Annotated in this window: 22 protein-coding genes; 3 read left to right on the forward strand and 19 right to left on the reverse strand. The window is 66.8% G+C overall.

From position 1 onward, the window contains the following. Nucleotides 1-103: 103 nt before the first annotated feature. The 4 genes from G3545_RS19605 to G3545_RS19620 all read right to left on the reverse strand — a co-directional run bounded on the left by G3545_RS19605 (nucleotide 104) and on the right by G3545_RS19620 (nucleotide 3,958). Nucleotides 104-1,261, reverse strand: a complete 1,158-nt coding sequence (locus G3545_RS19605) for a spermidine/putrescine ABC transporter substrate-binding protein (protein WP_170014936.1) — start codon at nucleotides 1,259-1,261, stop codon at nucleotides 104-106. 66 nt (nucleotides 1,262-1,327) lie between these two features. After that, nucleotides 1,328-1,804: a nucleoside deaminase gene (locus G3545_RS19610; protein WP_170014937.1), complete on the reverse strand. Its 477-nt coding sequence runs from the start codon at nucleotides 1,802-1,804 to the stop codon at nucleotides 1,328-1,330. Beyond that, nucleotides 1,801-3,246 (reverse strand): amidase family protein, encoded by a 1,446-nt coding sequence (locus G3545_RS19615; protein WP_170014938.1) that lies wholly within the window; start codon nucleotides 3,244-3,246, stop codon nucleotides 1,801-1,803. Before G3545_RS19615 ends, G3545_RS19610 begins: the two co-directional genes overlap by 4 nt. Nucleotides 3,247-3,256: 10 nt before the next feature. Beyond that, nucleotides 3,257-3,958: a cyclase family protein gene (locus tag G3545_RS19620; RefSeq protein ID WP_170014939.1), complete on the reverse strand. Its 702-nt coding sequence runs from the start codon at nucleotides 3,956-3,958 to the stop codon at nucleotides 3,257-3,259. Nucleotides 3,959-4,385: 427 nt separating this feature from the next. On the opposite strand from G3545_RS19620, the gene G3545_RS19625 reads away from it, so the two are divergent. After that, nucleotides 4,386-5,339 carry a LysR family transcriptional regulator gene (locus G3545_RS19625; protein WP_170014940.1) on the forward strand — a complete coding sequence of 318 codons (954 nt, stop codon included), beginning with the start codon at nucleotides 4,386-4,388 and terminating at the stop codon, nucleotides 5,337-5,339. A 136-nt stretch (nucleotides 5,340-5,475) separates the two neighbouring features. Here the strand turns inward: G3545_RS19625 and G3545_RS19630 are convergent, their stop codons facing one another. From G3545_RS19630 to G3545_RS19650, 5 genes are all read right to left on the reverse strand, one after another. After that, nucleotides 5,476-6,738: an MgtC/SapB family protein gene (locus G3545_RS19630; RefSeq protein WP_170014941.1), complete on the reverse strand. Its 1,263-nt coding sequence runs from the start codon at nucleotides 6,736-6,738 to the stop codon at nucleotides 5,476-5,478. Between the two features lie 98 nt (nucleotides 6,739-6,836). Beyond that, nucleotides 6,837-7,535 carry a helix-turn-helix domain-containing protein gene (locus tag G3545_RS19635; RefSeq protein WP_246702485.1) on the reverse strand — a complete coding sequence of 233 codons (699 nt, stop codon included), beginning with the start codon at nucleotides 7,533-7,535 and terminating at the stop codon, nucleotides 6,837-6,839. 155 nt (nucleotides 7,536-7,690) lie between these two features. Next, nucleotides 7,691-8,041 (reverse strand): response regulator, encoded by a 351-nt coding sequence (locus tag G3545_RS19640; RefSeq protein WP_348644585.1) that lies wholly within the window; start codon nucleotides 8,039-8,041, stop codon nucleotides 7,691-7,693. Between the two features lie 101 nt (nucleotides 8,042-8,142). Then, a complete protein-coding gene (gene fixJ, locus G3545_RS19645; RefSeq protein ID WP_170014943.1) occupies nucleotides 8,143-8,766 on the reverse strand; it encodes a response regulator FixJ in 624 nt (207 codons plus the stop codon). After that, the gene (locus G3545_RS19650) at nucleotides 8,756-10,237 is read right to left on the reverse strand and encodes a PAS domain S-box protein (protein ID WP_246702486.1); all 1,482 of its coding nucleotides are present in this window, start codon (nucleotides 10,235-10,237) and stop codon (nucleotides 8,756-8,758) included. The genes fixJ and G3545_RS19650 overlap by 11 nt, the downstream gene beginning before the upstream one ends. Before the next feature lie 214 nt (nucleotides 10,238-10,451). Between G3545_RS19650 and G3545_RS19655 the strand changes: the two genes are divergently transcribed. Continuing rightward, the gene (locus G3545_RS19655; protein WP_170014944.1) at nucleotides 10,452-11,441 is read left to right on the forward strand and encodes a zinc-dependent alcohol dehydrogenase family protein; all 990 of its coding nucleotides are present in this window, start codon (nucleotides 10,452-10,454) and stop codon (nucleotides 11,439-11,441) included. 3 nt (nucleotides 11,442-11,444) lie between these two features. On the opposite strand, the gene G3545_RS19660 is transcribed toward G3545_RS19655, so the two are convergent. From G3545_RS19660 to G3545_RS19705, 10 genes are all read right to left on the reverse strand, one after another. Continuing rightward, complete coding sequence (locus G3545_RS19660) at nucleotides 11,445-12,290, reverse strand: universal stress protein (protein WP_170014945.1); 846 nt, start codon at nucleotides 12,288-12,290, stop codon at nucleotides 11,445-11,447. A 95-nt stretch (nucleotides 12,291-12,385) separates the two neighbouring features. After that, a complete protein-coding gene (locus G3545_RS19665; protein ID WP_170014946.1) occupies nucleotides 12,386-13,420 on the reverse strand; it encodes a proline racemase family protein in 1,035 nt (344 codons plus the stop codon). 137 nt (nucleotides 13,421-13,557) lie between these two features. Further along, the gene (locus G3545_RS19670) at nucleotides 13,558-14,658 is read right to left on the reverse strand and encodes a cis-3-hydroxy-L-proline dehydratase (RefSeq protein ID WP_170014947.1); all 1,101 of its coding nucleotides are present in this window, start codon (nucleotides 14,656-14,658) and stop codon (nucleotides 13,558-13,560) included. Nucleotides 14,659-14,669: 11 nt separating this feature from the next. Then, nucleotides 14,670-15,671 carry a 4-hydroxyproline epimerase gene (locus G3545_RS19675; protein ID WP_170014948.1) on the reverse strand — a complete coding sequence of 334 codons (1,002 nt, stop codon included), beginning with the start codon at nucleotides 15,669-15,671 and terminating at the stop codon, nucleotides 14,670-14,672. Nucleotides 15,672-15,687: 16 nt separating this feature from the next. Continuing rightward, complete coding sequence (locus G3545_RS19680; protein WP_170014949.1) at nucleotides 15,688-16,935, reverse strand: FAD-binding oxidoreductase; 1,248 nt, start codon at nucleotides 16,933-16,935, stop codon at nucleotides 15,688-15,690. A gap of 196 nt (nucleotides 16,936-17,131) precedes the next feature. After that, on the reverse strand, nucleotides 17,132-18,028 hold the full coding sequence (locus G3545_RS19685; RefSeq protein WP_170014950.1) for a dihydrodipicolinate synthase family protein: 897 nt from the start codon (nucleotides 18,026-18,028) through the stop codon (nucleotides 17,132-17,134). A gap of 49 nt (nucleotides 18,029-18,077) precedes the next feature. Then, a complete protein-coding gene (locus G3545_RS19690; protein WP_170014951.1) occupies nucleotides 18,078-18,803 on the reverse strand; it encodes an amino acid ABC transporter ATP-binding protein in 726 nt (241 codons plus the stop codon). 9 nt (nucleotides 18,804-18,812) lie between these two features. Then, a complete protein-coding gene (locus G3545_RS19695) occupies nucleotides 18,813-19,478 on the reverse strand; it encodes an amino acid ABC transporter permease (RefSeq protein WP_170014952.1) in 666 nt (221 codons plus the stop codon). Between the two features lie 13 nt (nucleotides 19,479-19,491). Continuing rightward, nucleotides 19,492-20,154, reverse strand: a complete 663-nt coding sequence (locus G3545_RS19700) for an amino acid ABC transporter permease (RefSeq protein ID WP_170014953.1) — start codon at nucleotides 20,152-20,154, stop codon at nucleotides 19,492-19,494. Between the two features lie 151 nt (nucleotides 20,155-20,305). Next, the gene (locus tag G3545_RS19705; RefSeq protein WP_170014954.1) at nucleotides 20,306-21,121 is read right to left on the reverse strand and encodes a transporter substrate-binding domain-containing protein; all 816 of its coding nucleotides are present in this window, start codon (nucleotides 21,119-21,121) and stop codon (nucleotides 20,306-20,308) included. A gap of 252 nt (nucleotides 21,122-21,373) precedes the next feature. On the opposite strand from G3545_RS19705, the gene G3545_RS19710 reads away from it, so the two are divergent. Then, a complete protein-coding gene (locus tag G3545_RS19710) occupies nucleotides 21,374-22,060 on the forward strand; it encodes a GntR family transcriptional regulator (RefSeq protein WP_170014955.1) in 687 nt (228 codons plus the stop codon). The last annotated feature ends 27 nt before the right edge of the window (nucleotides 22,061-22,087 follow it).

Consider the following 22,087-nt stretch of genomic DNA (forward strand, 5'->3'; position numbering starts at 1 on the left):
AAGCGGGTCGGTGAGGGGGAGCCCGGCCGGGAAGCCGCGAAGACCCCCTCACCCCAACCCTCTCCCCGTCGGGGAGAGGGAGTTATCGGCACCCAGGACGCTGTCACATCGCCTTGAATTCGGACCAGACGTCGTTCCAGGCTTCGATGCTCTGCTTCACCGGGGTCTTGCGGATGAAGATCTTGCCGTCCTTGTACTCGTCCATGACGTTGCGGGCGTCGAAGGTGTGGCGGAGCGCCTTGGCGTCGGCCGGGAAGTCCTTGTTGAGCAGCTCCCAGCCCTTCTTGTTGGGGATGGAGGCCCAATAGGCCGGCATGTGCGCCGAGCGCACCTGGCCTTCGGCCGAGGACATGTACTGGATGAAAGCCTTGGCGAGGTCCTTCTTCGGCGAGGAGGAGACGATCGACATGGACTCGGTCCACTGGATGCCGCCTTCGTCCGGCACGGTGGCGGAAACCGGCACGCCGTTCTTCTGCAAGAGCAGCACCACCCAGTCGCCGACGCCGGGAATGGCGGCAGCGGTGCCGTTGGTCAGCATGGAGAACTGGTCGGCCATCGAATAGAAGCCGCTGGCCTGCGGCTTCAGCGAGAACAGTGTCTCCTTCAGCTTGCCGAAGGCGGCGTCGGAGATGTCGAAGGGCGGCTTGTTGCCGTTATAGAGGCTGAGGCAGCCCATGGTCGGCAAGTACCAGTCGAAGAAGCCGAGCTTACCCTTGATCTTCGGATCCCACAGCACCTTGTAGGACTTCACGTCGGCTTCCGTGAGCACGTCGGTGCGATAGGCGATGCCGAGATAGCCGAAGCGGATCAGCACCGAATAGAGCTCGCCGCCGGGCCAGTGCGGCTCGAATTTCTGGAACTCCGGCCAATAGTCGGCGAAGGAATAATCCGCCGGGTTCAGCTTGTCGATGAAGCCGCCTTCCTTCAGCATGCCGATATATTCGGCATCGGCGAGCACCACGTCGAACGAGCCGGGGGGCGACTGGTTCATCAGCGCCAGCATCGGCTCGCCGCCGACATATTCCTTGGCGACGACCTTGACGCCGTACTTGTCCTCGAACGGCTTCACCACCGCCGGGTCGGCGTGACCGGGCCAGGAGAGCAGGTTCAGCACCTTGTCCTGCGCATAAGCGGGCTCGGGCAGCGAGCTGCCGAGTGCGGCGGCGCCGGCGAGGCCGGCCGCGCCCTGCAGCAGGCGGCGGCGGTTCATCGGATGCAGAAGGGCGCGAAAATCGGTGATCGGCTCATCCGGCGGGGTCATGTCGTCATCTCCATCTGGAAGCGGTCTTGTTGGTTGGTGGGGCCGGGTGCATGCGCCGGCCGGTGGTCACTGGAAGGGTTCGAAACCAGGCGTGGACGCCCACTCGTCGAGAACCGCGCGGGCCTCGCCCTCAAGCAAGCGCTGTGCCGGAAGCGTGCGATCGTGTAGATCGCTGCGTACCATCGTCGTCAGCGGCTCCAGCTTGAAGCCGATCTCGGCGCAATCCTTCAGCGTGTTGGCGTAGTACATGCGGCCGATCTTCGCCCAGAACATCGAGGCGACGCACATCTCGCACGGCTCACATGTCGTATAGAGGTCGCAACCACTGAGATCCCACGTCTTCAGATTGCGGCCGGCGTCGCGGATTGCTTCGACCTCGCCGTGGGACGTTGCGTCATGATTATTGACGACGTTGTTGACGCCCTCGCCGACGATGACGCCATCCTTGACGATGACGCAGCCGAACGGCGCCGAGCCGTCCGCCCTCATCTTGTCGCGGCTGATCTCGATGGCACGGCGCATGAAGGTCTCGGGAGTACTCATGAGAGGGCCTCGTTGAGAGAGCGGACGGGATCGGAAGAGCGGAAGGCCGGCGGCACCAGGCTGACCGGGGGGCGCGCCCGCTCGATAGCGGCGGCGAGGCGCACCACATCCGCCTCTGCAAGCGAGCGGCCAACAATCTGCAGGCCGACCGGCATGCCGTCGGCGGCAAGGCCGGCGCAGACCGACGCGGCCGGCTGGCCGGTGAGGTTGAACGGGTAGGTGTAGAACACCCAGCTCACCAGATTGCGGTCTGAGAGGTGAGCGGGCATGTCGACGCCGGCATCGAGCGAGGTGACGGGCAGCACCGGCGAGACCAGCGCGTCGTAGCGCTCGAAGAAGCGCCGCATCTCCTCGCGTAGCGCGTAGCGGCGGAACACCGTCTCGTAATAGGCGCGCATCTCCTGTGCCAAGGCGGCGTCGAGCACGGTGGCGACTGAGGGATCGAGCAATTCGCGCCGCTGTTCCACGACCTCGCGCAGCCGGGTGCCGACGCCGGCATAGAATTCGGCGATCCACATGTCCGCGGGGTCGGCGGCGAACACGGCATCGACCTCTTCGATGGCGGCGCCGCGATCTTCCAGAGCGCGCACCACGCCTTCGGCGACGCGCAGCACGTCGGGGTCCGGGCGGGCATAGCCGAGCGTCGGGCTCCAGGCGATGCGCATGCCGTCGATGGGTTCCGCAGTGGCGGCGAGCACGTCCGGCACCTTGCCGGCGACGCTGAACGGGTCGCGCGGGTCGTAGCCGGCGATGGCGCTGAACAGCAGCGCCGCATCCGCGATGTTGCGGGCGATCGGCCCGACATGGGCGAGCGTCGGCGTCGCCGAGGTCGGCCAGACCGGCACGCGGCCGAACTGGCCCTTGATGCCGGCGAGGCCGGTGAAGGCGCAGGGAATACGGATCGAGCCGCCGCCATCGGTGCCCAGCGCAAAAGGCGTGACACCGGCAGCGACCGAGGCGGCCGCGCCGGCGCTGGAGCCGCCGGGGGTCTTGGCGGGATTCCAGGGGTTGCGGGTTATGCCGGTGAGCGGGCTGTCGCCGACCGGCTTGCAGCCGAATTCGCTGGTGGTGGTCTTGCCGATCAGGATGGCGCCAGCTGCCTTTGCCCGCTCCACCGCGGGCGCGTCCACCGTCGCGATGTTGTCCGCCATGGCGCGGGAGCCGGAGGCATAAGGCTTGCCGGCGACCGCCATCAGGTCCTTGGCGGAGAACGGCAGACCGTGCAGGGGCCCGAGCGGGAGTCCATGCATGAGGGCGTCTTCCGCTTGCCGGGCGGCGGCCATGGCTTCGTCAGGCATGAGGAAACAGAAGGCGTTGAGCGTCGATTGCGTCGCCTCGGCGGCGTCCAGCGCGCGCCGGGTGAGTTCGACCGGCGAAACCTGCCGGGACGCAACCAGCGCCCTGAGCTCGCTCGCCGTCCTGTGGTCGAACCCGGCCGACATCTGGGTTCCGTCAGTTCGGCAGCAGCGCGAAGGCGCGCACCGGCGAGCCCGAGCCGCCTTTGAACTTCAGCGGCACGCCGAAGAACTGGAACTCGCCCTTGCCGATCAGCTCCTCCAGATTCATCAGCCATTCCCAATGGCTGATACCGAGATCGCGGCACAGCCGATGCTGGGCGAAGATGTTGTCGGTCGGCTTGTCGGTGGAGGGACCCTCGACGCCATGCATGCGCGAGCCGCGCTCATGCAGCCACCGGGTGGCGCCGACGGTGAGCAGCGGGTTCTTCCACACCGAATCGAGGCTCGGATAGTTGCGGGCGTGGAAACCGGTGCACAGCAGCACGATGTGGCCATCGACCTTGACGCCGGACTTCGCCTCGGCCGCCTCCATGTCGGCGGCCTCGATATCGCCGAGATCGGGGATGTGGCGCAGGTCGAAGCACACCGCCTTGCCCATGAACAGGTCGAGCGGCATCTCGTCGATCGGTGCGCCGTCCGGCTTCACATGGCGGAAAGCGTCCACATGGGTGCCGACATGGTCGAGCATGGCGATGAAATTGGTCTGGAAGGTCATGGCGTCGCCGGGTACGCCGAGATCGAACGCCTTCGACTTCTCGTGGCTCAGATGCGTTGTGATGACCGGGCGCTGGAAGAGCTTGTGCGCCGGCATGTTGTCTTCAATGGCGACGCTGAGATCGACGATGCGCTGGCTCATGCGATGTACCTGTCCTGTGAACGGCGCCGCGCCCGAATGACTGGCACGACGCAAAGCAATGGCGGTCGCGGCCACGAGCGCGGCCGCGCGAAAACTGCCTTTCGGTTTTCCTATTCCCTCAGTATGCCGCGCCTGGATGCGCCGCACTTGCGGCGGGTGCGCTTGGCTTCATCCATCCGGCGGACCCGACGATAGGCATTTCCGGGCCAGGCAAACAAAGACGGAATTCCAATCCATCCCATAGGAATTTACTATTGATCAGAACTATAGGCAGCTTTGATCGACCCTATAGGCTGAATTATCGTGTTATATCAATGCATTGATAAAACAAATGCTTATAGAATAAGCAGATTGCACAATTTGATAGCAGTTGACAAAAGCAGGCATGCCGCCACCATGACCGAAGATCAGGACATGACGGCCGCTGATGGATCTCCGACAACTTCGCTATTTCGTGCAGATCGCCGATTGCGGGAACTTCTCGCGCGCCGCGGAGATGCTGCGCGTCGCGCAGCCTTCGCTCAGCCAGCAGATCAGGACGCTGGAAGACGAACTGGGCGTCGATCTGTTCGTGCGCCACGCCCGCGGCGTGACGCTCACCGATCTCGGCATGCAGTTCTGCGATCATTCGCGCCGCATCATCCAGGAGGCCGACCGCGCCAAGGAAGCGGTGCGCTCGCGATCGGCGAGCCCGGCGGGGCGGGTCTCGGTGGGCTTGCCGACCTCGGCCTGCCGCGGGCTGTCGCTGCACCTGTTCAAGGCGATCGCCGAACGGCTGCCGAACATCCAGCTGCATATCGTCGAGGCGATGACCGGCTACCTCGACGAGCTGGTGCAGGTCGGCCGGCTCGACGTCGCGCTGCTCTATGACCACAAGGCGTTCGAGCACGTGGCCTGGACCGAGATGATGGTCGAGGACCTGATGCTGTTCGTCCCCACTGGGAGCCCGCTGGCGGAGCTCACCTCCATCCCGTTCGCCGAGCTGTTCGATCTGCCCATGGTGCTGCCGGCGCGGCCGAACGTGGCGCGCATCGTGCTGGAGCAGCTCGCCGCCCGGCACAATGTCGAGGCCAGGGCGATGGATTGCGACAGCCTGCCGGCCATCGCCCAATTGGTGCGCTCGTCGCAATACAACACAGTGATGCCGCACTTCGCCTTTGCGACCGAGATCGAGCGCGGCGAGATGATCGCCATTCCCATAATCGACCCGACGCCGTCCTGGCGGCTTTCCGTCGTGGTCTCCCAGCGCACCATGAACATGCGCGGCAGCGACGGCGTCGCCCGGGTGATGGCCGAAGTGATCGCCGACCTCGTCGACCAGGGCATCTGGCGCGCGCGGCTGAAGTCGGAGAAGTCCTACGCGGCAAGGAACCCGCGGTGATTCCACATCATCCTGAGGTGCGAGCGCAGCGAGCCTCGAAGGATGTTCAAGCAGAAGACGGCGATCGGGGATGGATATCCTTCGAGGCCGCTTCGCGGCACCTCAGGATGACATGGTTCTATTTCGTCTTCGTCTCTCAGAACAGCAGCGTGCCCGTCAGCGCCGCCGCCGCCGCACCCACGGCGAGAGCACCGAGCGTGACGGCGGCATAGCGCAGCGCGAACGGCCCGCGTTCGATGAGCGCGGCATAGACCAGCCGCGCCACCGCATTCGACGCCAGAGCGAGCAGGATCGCCACGGTGGCGACGCCGAGATCGAGGCTGCCGCCGGCAAGGCGGGCGGTGGAGAGCGCGACGGCGTCGACATCGACCAGCCCGGAGAGCGCCGCCAGCGGATAGAGACCGGCGCTGCCGAGCTGCTGCGTCGCCCATGCCGTCAGCAGCATGACAGCGGCCAGCAGCGCTGCGAAACCGAGCACCGGCATGAGGTCGAACGGGTTGCCGAGCTCCGTCTTGCCGGCCTGGTCCGGTGCCGGACGGCGCAGAGCGAGGAAGGCCGGAACGCAGAAGGCCGCCGCGGCGATAATCGCGACCGGTGCCAGCTGCAAACCGAGGGACGGCACGATGGTGCCGACCAGCGCCATCACCCGGAGCAGGGAAACCGCGCCGGCGGCTGCCGCGCCGGCGACCAGCCGGCCCGCGTCTTCGCCGTCCACGGCGCGACGGGCGAAGGCGACGGCAATCGCGGTCGAGGACACGAGGCCGCCCGTCACTCCGGTAACGAGTATGCCCTTCTCCGGACCGAGCACCCGCATCGCGATGTAGCCGGCATAGGACAAGCCGGCGACGAAGATGGTGAACAGCCAGATCTCGCGCGGGTTGATGGCGCCGAGCGGGTCGAGCGGGCGATCCGGCAGCAGCGGCAGCACGATCGCGGTCATGCCGAGCAGCAGCAGCGCGGAGCGCAATTCGAGCCAGGTCAGGTGCCTGAGGACGCCGTGCAGATATTCCCGGCTCGCCAGCACCGCGGCGGTGCCGATGCCCGCGGCTGCGGCGAGTTGCATGTCGCCGACCACCGCAAAGGCGCCAAGCCCGAAGACCAGCATCGCCGCCACGGTCCCGGTGATGCTGAAATCACGGTCCTGCTCTGCCTCGGCACGCTTGAACCAGGCGAAGACGAGGACGAAGCCGACGAAGCCAGGCCCGATCAACAGGGGCGTCGACGTCGCGGTGCCGAGCGCGCCGAATACGCCGCCGAGCAGGCCGATCAGTGCATAGGTGCGCACACCGGCGGTGCGGCTGCCGGGCTCGGCCTTGCGTTCGCGCCAGCCGCGCTCGACGCCGACCACCAGGCCGATGGCGAGCGCAAGAGCAAGCCGGAACGCCAGATCGTCATTCATCCCGCAGGCCGGGTTTGGTACGGACCCCGGTCTCTATAGCCGGATCGGGCTTAAGGAATCATCTGGTCGCTCGAGCGCCTGATGGAAAGGGCGCAGCCTTACGCATTCAGGCGCCGCAGCGCTGCCTTGTTGCGCAGCACGATGTTGCGGCGGGCGGCGGGGAGCGCGATGACGGCGTCGCGTTCGAGTTGGGTCAGCGTGCGCGACACGGTCTCGATGGTGAGGCCGAGATAGTCGGCGATGTCACTGCGCGCCATCGGCAACTCGATGGCGTCAAACGCGTCGTCGTGATGATGGACCCGCTCCGCCATGTCGAGCAGGAAGGTCGCCACCTTCTCCATCGCCGATTTGCGGCCGAGCAGGACCGCGTGCTCCTGCGCCCGCTCCAGATTGAGCAACGCCGTGGCGACGATCTGGCGGGCCAGCGGGCCGTCGCTCGAAGCGAGCACTTCGAGCGGACAGCGGCGATAGGCGATGACGGTCACCGGACTCACCGCCTCGGCCGAGAACCGATGCTCCGCGCTGCGCTCGATGCCGAAGATCTCGCCGGCGACGTGGAATGCCTCGATCTGGCGGCGACCATCGGTGAGCAGCTTGCAGGTGCGCACCACGCCGGAGATCAGCTTGTAATAGCGCGTGGCCGGATCGCCCTCGGCATAAATCTCCTCGTCCTTGGCGAAGGAGCGGGTCGCGCCGATGCCGGCGGCTTCCGCGGCGAAGCGCGGTTGCGGTGCGGCGTTCTCCGTCGCGATGGGCATGGAGAAGGTGCGATCGATTGCCGTGAGCGCGGTCTGCATCGGAGCCTCGTCGATTGCCTCGGGAGCGATGCGTAATGGGTAACGCGCTGCCGGGGCTCTCGAAATTCCGGTTCGACGCTGAGGGAAAGCCCTTAAGGGGAATCCCGTAGGTCGATCAGGGCTATCTCAGCATGAGGTCCTGTTTGAGCCGGTTCCTACCCTTGCGCCGTCAGGGCGCTGCGGATGCTGTCGATCAGGGCGCCGTCGGAGAGCGGCTTTTCCAGCACGCGGTCTATGCCGGCGCGGGCGGCGCGGGCGCGTAGCTCGGTGTCGACACGGGCGGCGATGAGTATGACGGGGAGGACGACGTGCCGATGATGGAGGGCCGCCACCATCTCGATGCCGTTCATCGCCGGCATGCTGTAGTCGACGACGAGGCATCCCGCAGCCGGCAGCGCCACTTCGTCAAGCAGCTCGGCCGGGCCGCTATAGAGGCGCACGTCGAGGCCTTCGGTCTCGAGCGCGAATTTCAGCGCGCGGCGCACTGCCACGTCGTCGTCGATCACCAGGACTGGTCCAGGAAGGGGCGGCATCGGGATTTGACCGGGCCCGGGAATGAGCCATGCTCATCCATAGGCTCTTCAATGTCCGGGCGACTTGATGTCGCTCAAACCGGATCGGAGCCGATCCCTGCCGTCAGCGCCATGCGCACCAGCTTGGAGAGGCTGGAGGCCTGCATCTTGGTCATCAGATTGGCGCGGTAGATCTCGACGGTGCGTGGGCTGATCGACAGATTCTGCGCGATCACCTTGTTGGAATGGCCCTCGATCAGGCCGAGCAATACCTGATGCTCGCGCTCGGACAGCGAACCGACGCGTTGCGCCACAGCCTCGACGGCTTCCTTGCGGTCGCGGTCCTGGCTCTGGCGTTCGAGGGCGGCGCGCACCGCATCGATGATGGCGTCATCGTCGAACGGCTTCTCGATGAAGTCGGCGGCGCCTTCCTTCATCGCCGTCACCGCCAGCGGCACGTCGCCATGGCCGGTCATGACGATCACCGGCATGGTGTTGCCGCGCTGCCGGAGCCGGCGCTGCAGCTCCAGCCCGTCCATGCCGGGCATGCGGATGTCGGTCAGGATGCAGCCGAAGGCATCGTCCGGCGCGGCGTCGAGAAAGGCCAGCGCCGATTCGTGCAGCCGCGCCGGAATCCCCGCGGTTGCGAACAGGAAGGCGAGCGAGCGGCGCACGGCGATGTCGTCATCGACAACGTGCACGATCAGGTCATTCGACATGATGCGCATCCTCGTCGGCAGGCCCGTGCGCTGCCGTACGCAGCGTGAAGCGGAAGACGGTGCCGCCACCCGGGTTCGGCTCGGTCCAGAGCCTGCCGCCATGGGCCTCGACGATGGTCCGGCAGATCGACAGGCCGACGCCCATGCCGTGAGGCTTGGTGGTGATGAAGGGCCGGAACAATTGCGAGGCGATGCCCGGATCGATGCCGGGACCGGTGTCGGCGACGCTCACCTCCACCATAGCGCCGCCTGCCGGCGCGGTGGCGATCGTGAGCTCGCGGATGCTGGTGGCCTCCATCGCCTCGATGGCGTTGCGGATCAGGTTCAGCAGCACTTGCTGGATCTGGATGCGGTCGGCGAAGACGACATCCGGTTCGGATGCCAGGCGGAAGGCGACGCGGATGCCGCGTTCCTTGGCGCCGACGAGGGCGAGCGCGGCGGCTTCCTGCACCAGCCGCGAGAGGCTCTCCACCCGATGCTCGCTCTCGCCGCGCGCCACGAAGTCGCGCAGATGGCGGATGATCTGGCCCGCGCGCAGCGCCTGGTCGGCGGCCTCGTTGACGGCGTCGCGCAGCAGCTCGGGATTCGGCCGCTCGCTCTGTTCGAGAAGGCGCCGGCAGCCCTTCAGGTAATTGGCGATGGCGGTGAGCGGCTGGTTGATCTCATGGGCGAGGGCGGAGGCCATCTCGCCGAGCGCGGTGAAGCGCGACATGTGCACCAGTTCCGACTGCAGCTCCTGCAGCCGGGCCTCGGTTTCCTGGCGCTCGGTGAGATCGCGGATGAAGCCGGTGAAGAAACGCGCCCCGGACGAGCGCATCTCGCCGACCGAAAGTTCCATCGGGAAGGTCGAACCGTCCTTGCGCTGGCCCACCACCACGCGGCCGATGCCGATGATGCGGCGCTCGCCGGTGGAGAGGTAGCGGCCAATATAGCCATCATGCTGCTCGCGATAGGGCGCCGGCATCAGCATGCTGACATTGCGGCCGATGACGTCGTCCGGCGCATAGCCGAACAGCCGGCGCGCCGCGGCGCTGAAGGACTGCATCAGGCCGGCTTCGTCGATCACGATCATGGCGTCCGGGACGGTCTCCAGGATCGAGCGCAGATGCGCTTCCCGCGCCTTCAGCCGCGCCGAGGCACCGAGCTGCTGCGACACGTCGCGGATGACGACGACGAAGCCATTGATGCGGCCATCATCGCCGAGCATCGGCGCGACGGTCCGACGGGCGATGAAGCTGGTGCCGTCGCCTCGGGTGAGGACAATGGAGCTGTGGCGGCTCTGCTGGCCGGCCCTGGCATCGTTGCCGAAACCGTCGCTGCCGATCATCGCGGCGCGGTCGCCGTCCGTCAGGCTCGCGGTATCACCATTCCATGCGACGACGCGGCAGGCCTCGTCGAGCAGGATGACGGCGAGATCGGTTGCCGCCTCCAGTTCATCGTCGGCCTGCAATTCCCAAGCCTTATCCGGCAAGGCGCCCACTTCATCACTCCGCGACCGGTGCCCGCTATCTCTAGGACTACTGGCCGCGCCTGAGAAGCGTCCGGCGTCGCGGCAGATGTGCGCGGATGCTTTCAGGGCTTTACGGTACGCCGCGCTTGATCGACATCAAGGGAGCGCATGGCGTTACCCTGTCCAATCGAGTGTTCCCTGCCGGGCGAGGCCGGCAGCTGGGGAGGCCGCGGCGATGCACGCAATGGTGTTGAGGCGACCACGCGCGGCGCTGGAGCGCGAGGAGCGCGCCGACCCCGTGCCGGAGGCGGGGCAGCTGCGCATAAGGGTCGAAGCCTGCGGTGTCTGCCGCACCGATCTGCATGTGGTCGATGGCGAGCTGCCGCACCCGCGCCTGCCGATCGTGCCGGGCCATGAGATCGTCGGGCGGATCGACGCCATCGGGCCGTTCGTCCGCGGCTTTGCCATCGGCCAGCGGGTCGGCATACCCTGGCTCGGGCGCACCTGCGGCCACTGCCCGTATTGCACCGGTGGCCAGGAGAACCTCTGCGACGATCCGCTGTTCACCGGCTATACGCGCGATGGCGGCTATGCCTCGCACGCCATCGCCGGGGCCAGCTACGCCTTCCGGCTCGATGACGCCGCCGATCCGGTGGCGCTGGCGCCCCTGCTGTGTGCCGGCCTGATCGGCTGGCGCAGCCTGAAGCTCGCCGGCGAGGGCAGGGCCATCGGGCTCTATGGCTTCGGCGCCGCCGCCCACATCATCGCGCAGGTCTGCATCCGCCAGGGACGTCGGGTCCACGCTTTCACCCGTCCGGGGGACGAGGCGGCGCAGGCCTTTGCGCGCACGCTCGGCGCCGCCTGGGCCGGCGGCTCGGACCAGCCCGCGCCGGAGCCGCTCGACGCCGCCATCATCTTCGCCCCGGTGGGCGCCCTGGTGCCGGCGGCGCTCAAGGTGGTGCGCAAGGGCGGGCGCGTGGTGTGCGGCGGCATCCATATGAGCGACATCCCGGCCTTCCCCTACGCCCTGCTATGGGAAGAGCGGCAGGTGCGCTCGGTGGCGAACCTGACGCGCCAGGACGCCACCGAATTCCTCGGCCTCGCGCCGACGGTCGGGTTGCGCATCGAGACGGTGCGCTATCCGCTCGGCCGCGCCAATGAGGCGCTCGCCGATCTGCGCGACGGCCGGCTCCAGGGCGCGGCGGTATTGGTGCCGGAGGCGTGAGTCTCAATAGGACAGGAACAGCGGCACCGGACTGGCATCGAGCAGCGAGCGGGTGACGCCGCCGAGCACCATCTGGCGCATCCAGGAATGCACGAAGGCGCCCATGACGATCATGTCGAATGCGCCGTCCGTTGCATGGCGCCGCAACGTCTCGGCGACGTCGCCGCCCTCGGCTGCGAGGCTCGTCATCGTGGCGCGCACCTCATGGGTCTCCAGATACGGGACCACCTCCGCGCCGGAGATCGCGCCGCTCAGATCCTTCTCGCCGGTGACGCGGACGATCTCGACATGGTCGGCCGCTTTCAGGAAGGGCAGGGCGTCGTGAACGGCCCGCGAAGCCCGGGCGCTGCCATCCCAGGCGACGAGGACGCGCCGGGCGGCGAATTCCGTTACGCCATGCGGCACGACGATGACCGGGCGGCCGGATTCGAACAGCGCGGCCTCGATCAGGCCGCGATCGGCGGAGAGCGGGCTGCGCTCGGAATCGAGCACGGCAAGATCGTTCAGCCGCGCCCGCGCCACGAAGCTCTCGACCAGATCGGCATAGGAGAGCTGCAGGTGCTCGGTGGTGCAGATGAGGCCCGCCTCGGTGGCGGCGCCGCGCGCGGTCTCGCTCGCCGCCTTGGCGAGGGCATCGAGCCGGCGGTTCTCCGCGCTCGCCAGACCTGCCGAGAGATTGCTGACGAGGCTGTGCGGCACCGTGACCCGCACGGAAGCCGATTGCGCGGTGATATGCGCGTTGGCCTGGCGCGCCAGCGACAGGCCGTAGGGCAGAGCCGACGAGGTCTTGTCCACCTCCCCGGTGTCATAGGTGATCCCGATGAGGATGCTCTTCACGTTCGCCAGCATGGCTGCCTCCGTCCGACATGATCAAGGCCAACCTCGTCTATCGAAATAGACCTGGCATTGATCTGCCGCAACGTCAGCAATGCTCTGGTGACGCTCTAGCCTTGCCAGAGCGGCCAGGTGTCGGTCAGCCGATAGCCGGTCGGCCACGGGTCGGTGGGATCGACCATCAGCTGCGCGGTATGGGTCACCCAGGCGCGGCCCATGATGGAAGGTACGATGGCCGGGCGGCCGCCGAGCGTGGTCTCCGCCTCGACACGGCAGTCGAAGCGCGAGCCGATGATGGAGCGGCCGACGAAGCGGTCGCCGACTTTCAGTACGCCTTTGGCGTGCAGCACCGCCATGCGGGCCGAGCAGCCGGTGCCGCAGGGCGAGCGGTCGATCTTGCCGGGGCGGATCGCCACCGCATTGGCGCCCGAAGGCACGCCGTCATCGTCGATGAGCGGGGCGGCGAACTGGCAGAAGGAGATATGCGACCAGTCGGCATTGGTGGGATGCTGGAAGCCGAGCTGCTGGTTCGCCGCCTTCACGATCTTCATGCCGAGATCGGCGAAGTCCTTGGCCTCGTCCGGCTTGATGGCAAAGCCCAGCGCATGGGCGTCGACGATGCAGAAGCTGTCGCCGCCATAGGCGGTGTCGACGGTCAGCGTGCCGTGGCCTTCCAGCTCCAGCCTGGCGTCGAGCTTGTCGGCGAAGGAGGGGTGGTTCCTGATGCGGATGCGCTCGGCCTTGCCGTCCTTGCAATAGGCGGTGGCCTCGATCAGCCCGCCTGGTGCCTCCAGCACCATGTGGGTCTCCGGCTCGACCATCGGCACGATGCCGGTGTCGAGCAGCACGGTGGAGACGCAGATCGAATTGGAGCCGGACATCGGAGGGGTGTCCTCCGGCTCCATGATGATCCAGCCCATCACGGCCTTGGGGTCCTTCGGCGGCACCAGCAGGTTCACATGGCGGAACACACCGCCGCGGGGTTCCTGCAGCACGAAGTTGCGCAAGCTGTTGTCGGCAGCGATGAAGCGCGACTGCGCCCAGATGGTGTCGCCCGGCGGCGGCGCGACGCCACCGACGATGACGTCGCCGACCTCACCCTCGGCGTGGCAGCCGACGACATGGATGACCTTTGAGGAGCGCATGGCGGATACCTCGTCGAGAGGAGAAACCACTCCCTCTCCCCGACGGGGAGAGGGTTGGGGTGAGGGGGACTTGCAGTCACCCACCCCTCATCCGGCTGGCTGCGCCAGCCACCTTCTCCCCGTCGGGGAGAAGGAAGTCAGATCACCACGACCGGATCGCCCAGCACGTCGAAGATCGGCGTGATGCCGAGGCCGGGGGCGTCAGGCGCGGTCATGAAGCCGTCGACACGCTTGGGCGCCCCGGTGGCGATATCGACCGTGCCGTAGCTGTTGAAGTCGGTGGCGGAGAAGGAGAACTCCTCCGGCGTCGAGCGGGCGAGATGGGCGATGGTGGCGGTGACGATGTCGCCGCCCCAGGTGTCCTCGATGGTCATCGGTGTGCCGGAGGCGACGCAGATGTCGCGCATCAGCCGCGCCTTGGTCAGGCCGCCGACCTTGGAGATCTTCAGGTTGATGACGTCCATGGCGTCGTCGGCCAGCGCCTTCATCAGCGTGCCGACGCCGTCGATCACCTCATCGAGCACGAAGGGGCGCACGGTACGGCGGCGCACCGAGACGCACTCGTCATAGGTCGGGCAAGGCTGCTCGATATAGACGTCGAGGTCGGCCACGGAGGCCGCGATGCGCGCCGCCTCGGCGCGGGTCCAGCCGGTATTGGCATCGGCGACCAGTATGTCGCCGGCATCGAGGATGCCGCGGGTCTCGCGGATGCGCAGGATATCCATGTCGGCGTCGCCGCCGACCTTGAGCTGGAACTTGGTGTAGCCCTCGGATTTGTAGCCGGCGATCTTCTTCGCCATCACCTCGGGGGCTTCCTGCGAGATGGCGCGATAGAGTGCGACCTTCTCCTGCGCCGCGCCGCCGAGCAGCTTGTACACCGGCAGCCCCGTCGCCTTGCCGAGGATATCCCAGCAGGCGATGTCGATCGGCGCCTTCACGTAAGGATGGCCGCGCAGCACCGAATCCATGTGCCGGTTCAGCACATTGAGGTCGGTGGGATCGAGGCCGATCACCTTCGGTCCGATCTCCTCCAGCCCGGCGCGCACGCCGTGTGCATAGGCCGGAAGATACGCCGAGCCGAGCGGGCAGCACTCGGCATAGCCGGTGATGCCGGCATCGGTCTCCACGGCGACGACGGTGGAATCGAACACCTCGACGAAATTGCCGTTCGACCAGTTGTAGCGGCCTTCCTTGAGCGGCAGGCCGACCTTCCACGCCTTGATGCCGGTGATCTTCATTGCATTGCTCCTCAGACCACCACGAAGCCGCGCGCGAAGGGGTCGCGGTCGTCGATGAAGATGGTGTTGTAGCCGGTCATGCGGGCCCAGCCGCCGATCGAGGGGATGACGGCGTCGTGCTCGCCGACCTTCGCCGCACCCTCGACGCGGCCCTTGAACAGCGAGCCGATGATGCTCTCATGGATGAAGTCGTCGCCGACGCTCAACCTGCCTTTCGCCGCCCAGTGCGCGATGCGCGCCGAGGTGCCGGTGCCGCAGGGCGAGCGGTCGATCGCCTTGTCGCCATAGAACACCGCATTGCGGGCGTCGGCTTCCGGGTGCTTCGGCGCGCCGGTCCAGAGGATATGCGAGAGGCCGCGTATTTCCGGCTTTTCCGGATGCACGAACTCGTACTTCTCGTTGAGCGCGCGGCGCAGCGCGCCGCTCATGCCGATCAGCTCGCCGGCGGTGAAGTCCGCCATGTCGCGATAATGCTCCTGCGCCTCGACGATGGCGTAGAAATTGCCGCCATAGGAGACGTCGACCGTGACCTCGCCGAGGCCGGGGCACTCTGCCGTCAGGCCGCGGGAATGCACGAAGGCCGGCACATTGGTGATGCGGACCTCCTCCACATATTGGCCCTCCTGCCGGTACTGCGCGATGACGAGGCCGGCGGGGGTGTCGAGGCGCAGCGTGCCCGGTGTCTTCGGGGTGACGAGGCCGTGCTCGATCGCCATGGTCACGGTGCCGATGGTGCCGTGCCCGCACATCGGCAGGCAGCCCGAGGTCTCGATGAACAATATGGCGACGTCGCAATCCGGCCGGGTCGGCGGGTAGAGGATGGAGCCGGACATCATGTCGTGGCCGCGCGGCTCGAACATGAGGCCGGTGCGGATCCAGTCATATTCGGCGAGGAAGTGCGCCCGCTTCTCGATCATGTTGGCGCCATTGAGGTTCGGCCCCCCACCGGCGACGAGGCGCACCGGGTTGCCGCAGGTGTGGCCGTCTATGCAGAAGAAGCTGTGTCGCGCCATGGGGGACTCTCACATGTCAGAAGCGGTCGGGCCGGAACGGGTCGAGCGAGATTTCGGACGGCCGGCCCGCCACCAGGTCGGTGACCAGCTGCGCCGTCGCCGCGCTCTGGGTCAGGCCGGAATGGCCGTGGCCGAAAGCATAGACGATACGGTTCGATGCGCTGGAGGTGCCGATCACCGGAAGCGTGTCGGGCAATGAGGGGCGGAAGCCCATCCATTGCTTGCCGCCGTCGGTCTTCAGCCCCGGCAGGAAGCTCGCCGCCTTCTTCAGCATGATCTCGGAGCGGGCAAAGTTCGGCGGGCGCTTGAGGCCGCCGAGCTCGACCGCGCCGCCGACTCGGATGCCAGTGGAAAGCGGGGTGACGACGAAGCCGTGGCCGCCGAAGGTCAGCTGGCGGTGCAGTTCGAAGGCGCCGGGCGGCAGCGTGGTGTTGTAGCCGCGCTCGGTTTCCAGCGGGATGTCATCGCCCAGCCGCGTGCTGAGCGCACGCGACCAGGCGCCGGCAGCGATCACCGCCGCGCTGGCCTTGCTCGAGGTGCCGTCGCTCAGGCGCAGCGAGACGCCGCCCTCCGCCGGGGCCACCTCGGTAACATCGCCGCGCACGATCCGCGCGCCCTGCGCCATGACGCGATCGAACAGAGCGAGGGCGAAGCGATAGGGATCGCTCACCGTCTGCCAATGCGGGGTAAAGCTGCCGATGATGAAGCGCGGCGACAGCCCCGGCTGAAGCTCGGCGAGGCGCTGGCCGCGCACGTGCTCGAACGGGATGCCCTCCTGCTCGCGGGCCTCCCAGCCCGGCAGCGAGGCGCGAAACTCGGTGTCGCTTTCATAGAGCTGGAGATTGCCGTCACGGCGCACATGGTCCGACAGATCAGCGCCCGCGATCATGCCGTCCATGGCACGTGACGACAGCCGCATCAGCTCGCTCTGCGCGGCGATGCTGGCGCGGTAGCGGTCCGGCAGGCTGGCGCGCCAGAAGCGCAGCAGCCACGGCGCGATCGAGGGCAGATAGCCGGGTGGAATCGACAGCGGGCCGAGCGGGTCGAACAGCCATTTCGGCGCCTTGCGCAGCATGCCGGGGGAAGCGAGCGGCAGCACATCGGAAAAGGCGAAGGCGCCGGCATTGCCGTAGCTCGCGCCTTCGGCCACGCCACCGCGCTCGACGAGCCGCACCTTGCGGCCCTCGCGCTGCAGATGGAACGCGATCGCGAGGCCGACAATGCCGGCCCCGACGATGGCGATTTCGTCCTGCGTAGGGTTCATTGCACTCAAAGCTACCTCACCATCCCTCATGGCCGGGCAAAGGCGACCGCCGGTCGCCGTTCCCGGAGAGACGCCGAGGCAACAGCCTCGGCTTTCCCCGGCCACCCAGACTTGGGCCGGACGCGCCCGGTCCCCTGGGTCCCCGGGTCAAGCCCGGGGATGAGGGAAGAAGGTTCTGCGTATGACGGAGCCGGCCTCACGCCGCCTTGGCGAGGGTCGGGCGGGTGGCGAGGGACTCGCGCACGATGCGCTCGACCATGGCGCGCTGCTCGCCTTCCAGCGGCAAACGCGGGGCGCGCACGCGCTCGGTGGTGCCGATCACCAGCGCCTCGACCAGCTTCAGGTTCTGCACCAGATAGGTCGACACATCGAGATCGAGCAGCGGGCGGAACCAGCGATAGATGGCGAGCGCCTCGTCATAGCGCTTGGCCTTGATCAGCTGGTAGATGGCGACCGTCTCGTGCGGGAAGGCGATGACGAGGCCAGCCACCCAGCCGACCGCGCCGACGGTGAGCGCCTCGAAGGCGAGGTTGTCGACGCCGGTGAAGACGTCGTAGCGGTCGCCGAGCCGGTGGAAGATCTCCAGCGTGCGGCGGATGTCGTCGGAGGATTCCTTGATCGCCACGAAGCGCTTGTCGGAGGCCAGCTCCTCCATCACGTCGACGGTGACGTCGACGCGGTAGGCGAGCCGGTTGGAATAGATCATCACCGGCAGGTCGGCGGCCTCGGCGACCGCGCGCAGCGTCGCCACCGTCTCCTTGGGATTGGTGTGGTAGACGAGGCTCGGCACCACCATCAGGCCGTCGGCACCGGCCTGCGCGGAGCGGCGGCCGAGCTCGGCCATGTCGCGGGTGGCGGAATCGGCGATGGTCATCAGCACCGGCTTCTTGCCGGCGACGGTGCGGGCGAGCTTCAGCACGTCGAGCCGCTCGTCATGGGAGAGCATCGGGCCCTCGCCGAGCGAGCCGTTGACGATCAGACCGTCGACGCCGGCCTCGAGCTGGAAGGCGAAGCAGCGCTCCATCTCCTTGTGGTCGAGCGTATCGTCTTCCTTGAACTTGGCGGTGACGGCAGGAAGGACACCTGTCCACATGGTTCTTCTCCTTCTTAGACGTTTGGTGCTTTGAGCGTTTAGGTCGTCTTCACAGGACGGATTTGAGGAAGCCGATGGTTTCCGGCTGCTGCGGATTGCCGATCACCTGTCCCGGTGGGCCGATCTCGTGGATTCGGCCCTTGTGGAAGAAGGCGACGCGGTTCGAGACTTCGCGGGCGAAGGCGATCTCATGGGTGACGACGATCATGGTCATGCCCTCGGAGGAGAGCAGGCGCATGGTGTCGAGCACCTCGCCGACCAGTTGCGGGTCGAGCGCCGAGGTCACCTCGTCGAACAGCATGTAGTCCGGCGACATGGCGAGCGCACGGGCGATTGCCATGCGCTGCTGCTGGCCGCCGGACAGCTTGGAAGGATAGACCTTCAGCTTCTCGGCGAGGCCGACATGGGTCAGCTTCTCCACGCCGATGGCCTCGGCCTCGGCCCGGCTCTTGCCCAGCACCTTGCGCGGGGCAAGCATGACGTTCTCCAGCACGGTCAGATGCGGGAAGGCGTTCCACTGCTGGAAGACGATGCCGATCTTGCGGCGCAGCCGGTTGAGATCAGTGCCGCGGCCATGGACATCGGTGCCGTCGACGACGATGCGGCCGGCATTGATCGGCTCGAGGCCGTTGATGCACATCAGCAGCGTCGACTTGCCGGAGCCGGAGCCGCCGATCACGGAGACCACCTCGCCCTTGTCGACCTTCATGGTCACGCCCTTGATCACTTCGAGCGAGCCGAAGGATTTATGGACGTCGTGGATATCGATTGACATTGCGGGTTCTCAGTCGTTTTCGCGCCAGCGCTTCTCCAGCCGCGCCCCGAGGCGGGCAATGGGGAAGCTCATCAGGAAATAGATCAGCCCGGCGATGGACAGCACCAGCAGCGGCTCCTGGATGCGGGTGACGATCACCTGCGAGGAGCGCAGCAATTCGACGATGCCGATCCACCACACCATGGCGGTGTCCTTCATCACGCCGAGCGTCAGGCCGATCCAGCTCGGCAAGGCGACCCGCAGCGCGATGGGGAAGACGATCTCGGTCAGGTCCTGCCGATAGCTGAGGCCGAGCGAGCGCGCCGCGCGCCGGGTCGTGAGCGGAACGGCGAGGAAGCCGGAGCGCACGATCTCGGTGCAGTAGGCCGACATATAGAGCGCCAGCACCACGCAGCCCACGGTGAAGGGCGACCAGTTCAGGCCGATGATCGACTTGAAGGCGTTGGCCAGCACCAGCTGGATCAGCAGCGGTATCGAGCGGAAGATGTCGAGCACGAAGCCGATCGGGGCATTGAGCCACCAGGGCGAGGTGGCGCGGGCGACGCCAAACGCGACGCCGAGCAGCGTGCCGGCCAGCACCGCCCAGAAGGTGACGGCGAGCGTCATGCCGGCGCCCTTCAGCATGAACCACAGGTCGTTCAGCGAGAAGGACGTGTCGATGAGCGAAGAGAACATCGGCCAGCCCTCCTCAGTAACGGAACAGCCGCCACGCCATCAGGCGGGCCGACAGCGTGACGAATTTGGCGATCAGGTAATAGATGACCGCGGCGAGGGCGAAATACTCGAAGGTGCGGAAGGAGCGGACGTTCAGCTCCTGGGTCACGCCGGTGAGATCGTTGTTCAGCCCGACGACGACGCCGAGCGAGGTCATCAGGATCGCCCAGACCATCTGGTTGGTCATCGGATAGAAGACGACGCGGAACAGCTGCGGCATGACGATCAGCCGGAACGCCTGGATCGGCCCCATGCCAAGCGAGCGCGCCGCGCGGATCTGGGTATCCGGCACCGCACGCAGGCCGCCGCGGAAGGTCTCGGCGAGATAGCCGGCATTGTTGAAGGTGATGCCGGCGAGCAGCGCGGGGAAACTGTCGAGATGGATGCCGAACGAGCCTAGGCCGAAATAGGCCATGTAGATCTGGAACAGCGCCGGCGTGTTGCGGGCGAGCTCGACCCAGCTGGTGGCAATGGCGCGCAGCACCCGGTATTCCGAGCGGCTGGCCAGCGCCAGCAGCACGGCGAAGAACACGCCGAGCACCATGGAGAGCACGGCGACCTCAAGTGTCACCAGCGCGCCCCACAGCATGTCCGGCAAAGCCCGGAACGCCGGCAGCCAATGGAAGGTGTAGTTCATCGCTCGTGCTTGCTCGTCAGGCCGTGAGACGAAGCCCTCTCCCCCGCGGGGGAGAGGGTAGGGTGAGGGGGAGGGAGCGTGCAGTGTTCGGGCGCAACCCTCACCCCATCCCTCTCCCCGCCGGGGAGAGGGGGCAGCTGCGTCGAGCAGCTCAGCGATAGACGCCGGGAACGGTCAGGTTCGGCGGGCTGCCGAGGCCGATCCACTTGTCGTAGAGCGCCTTGTAGCGGCCGGTGCGGACCTGCTGGTTGATGAACAGGTTCAGGTAATTGATCAGGCCCTGGTCCTGCCGCAGCGCGATCAGCGCGACGTAGTCGATGTCGTAGGGCGCGTCGCCGGTCATGGCGAGGCCCTTGTACTTGCCTTCCTTCACGATCGCCGCGGCGACGGTGGAGGTGACGACGGTGGCCTCGATCTGGCCCTGGGCGAGCGCGAGGAACACGTCGGCCTGGTTCTGGTAGCCGCGGAAGGTGGTGCCGCCGCCCCATGCCTTGACGTCCTTCTCCAGCGCCAGCGCCTCGAAGGTGCCGGAGACGGAGCCGGTCTTGCGGCCCTTCAGCTTGTCATAGGTGTCGAGGCCGAGGCCTTCCTTGGTGAGGATGACCATCTTGAAGGCGAAGTAGGGGATGGTGAAGCCGGCGGTCTTGGCGCGCTCCAGCGTGTCGGAGGTCGAGGCGACGCCGATATCGACGCGGCCGGAGACCAGCGCCGGAATGCGATCCGGGAACGGCGTCTCGACGATCTCCGCCTTCACGCCGAGCACTTTCGCCAGGTCGTTGCAGTAGTCGACGTCGAAGCCGATCGGATTGTTGCTGGCATCGCGCGAACCCATGGGCGGGAAGTCCAGCACCACGGCGCAGCGCAGCGTACCGGAAGCGATGATGTCGTCGAGCTTGTCTGCCTGGGCGGGCATGGCGGCCGCGAGGGTCAATACCGCGGCGGCGAGAACGCCGAATCCCTTAGCCATAACGGCTCTCCTCTGGAGGAAGGTGTTGATTTCTTGAGCAGTCGTCGGCGCTGTTCAATTGGACGCCATCCGGCGACGCAAGGAGCATCTATTTTTTGGATCCAATTTGCAATATCCTTTTTCCAACAGGTTGCGTTTTTACGGCCCGCCGCATCCGCTGGCGCGGCGGGCGTTGGAATTGCAGGCTGTGTGATAGATCCGGCGGCGAATCAGCCAGGTGCTGAACGGGTCGGACGGTTCCGGGAGACGGGCGTGAAGGTGAAGGCAACGGACATCGCGCAGATGGCGTCGGCCTCCGACGTGATCTTCGACGCCCTGCGCGAGGCGATCGCCAAGGGCGACGTCACCGAGGGCCAGGTGCTGCGGCAGGACCACATCGCCCGCATGTTCAATGTCAGCCGCATCCCGGTGCGCGAGGCGCTCACGCGCCTGGAGGAGCAGGGCCTGGTCTCGACCCAGCGCTATCGTGGTGCCGTCGTCACTACCCTGTCGACCGAGGAGATCCGCGAGATTTTCGAGTTCCGCGCACTGCTGGAGCCGGAAGTGCTGCGCTATTCGGTGGCGCGGATGTCGGACGAGGCGCTGGAGAATGCCAAGCGCTACGCCGGCGCCTTCTCCACCGAACCCGATTCATCGCATTGGGGCGAACTCAATCGCCGCTTCCATTACAGCCTCTATGAGGCGGCGGGGCGGCCCTATTATCTGCAGACCATCAGCGGCGCGCTCGACCGCGTCGACCGCTATCTGCGCGCCCAACTGGTGCTGACCGACGGCATGGCCCGAGCCCGGCGCGAGCATGAGGGCATATTGCAGGCCTGTATCGAGCGGGACGCCGAGAAGGCGGCGCTGCTGACCCGAGACCATATCCTCGGCGCCAGCGTCTCGCTGATCACCTTCCTCGAGCGCACCCGCGCCGAGCGCGAGGCGGCGGGCGGGTAGGCCCACCGCACCACGTCATCCTGAGGT

This window comes from Starkeya sp. ORNL1, assembly GCF_012971745.1.
In the GTDB taxonomy this organism is placed as follows: domain Bacteria; phylum Pseudomonadota; class Alphaproteobacteria; order Rhizobiales; family Xanthobacteraceae; genus Ancylobacter.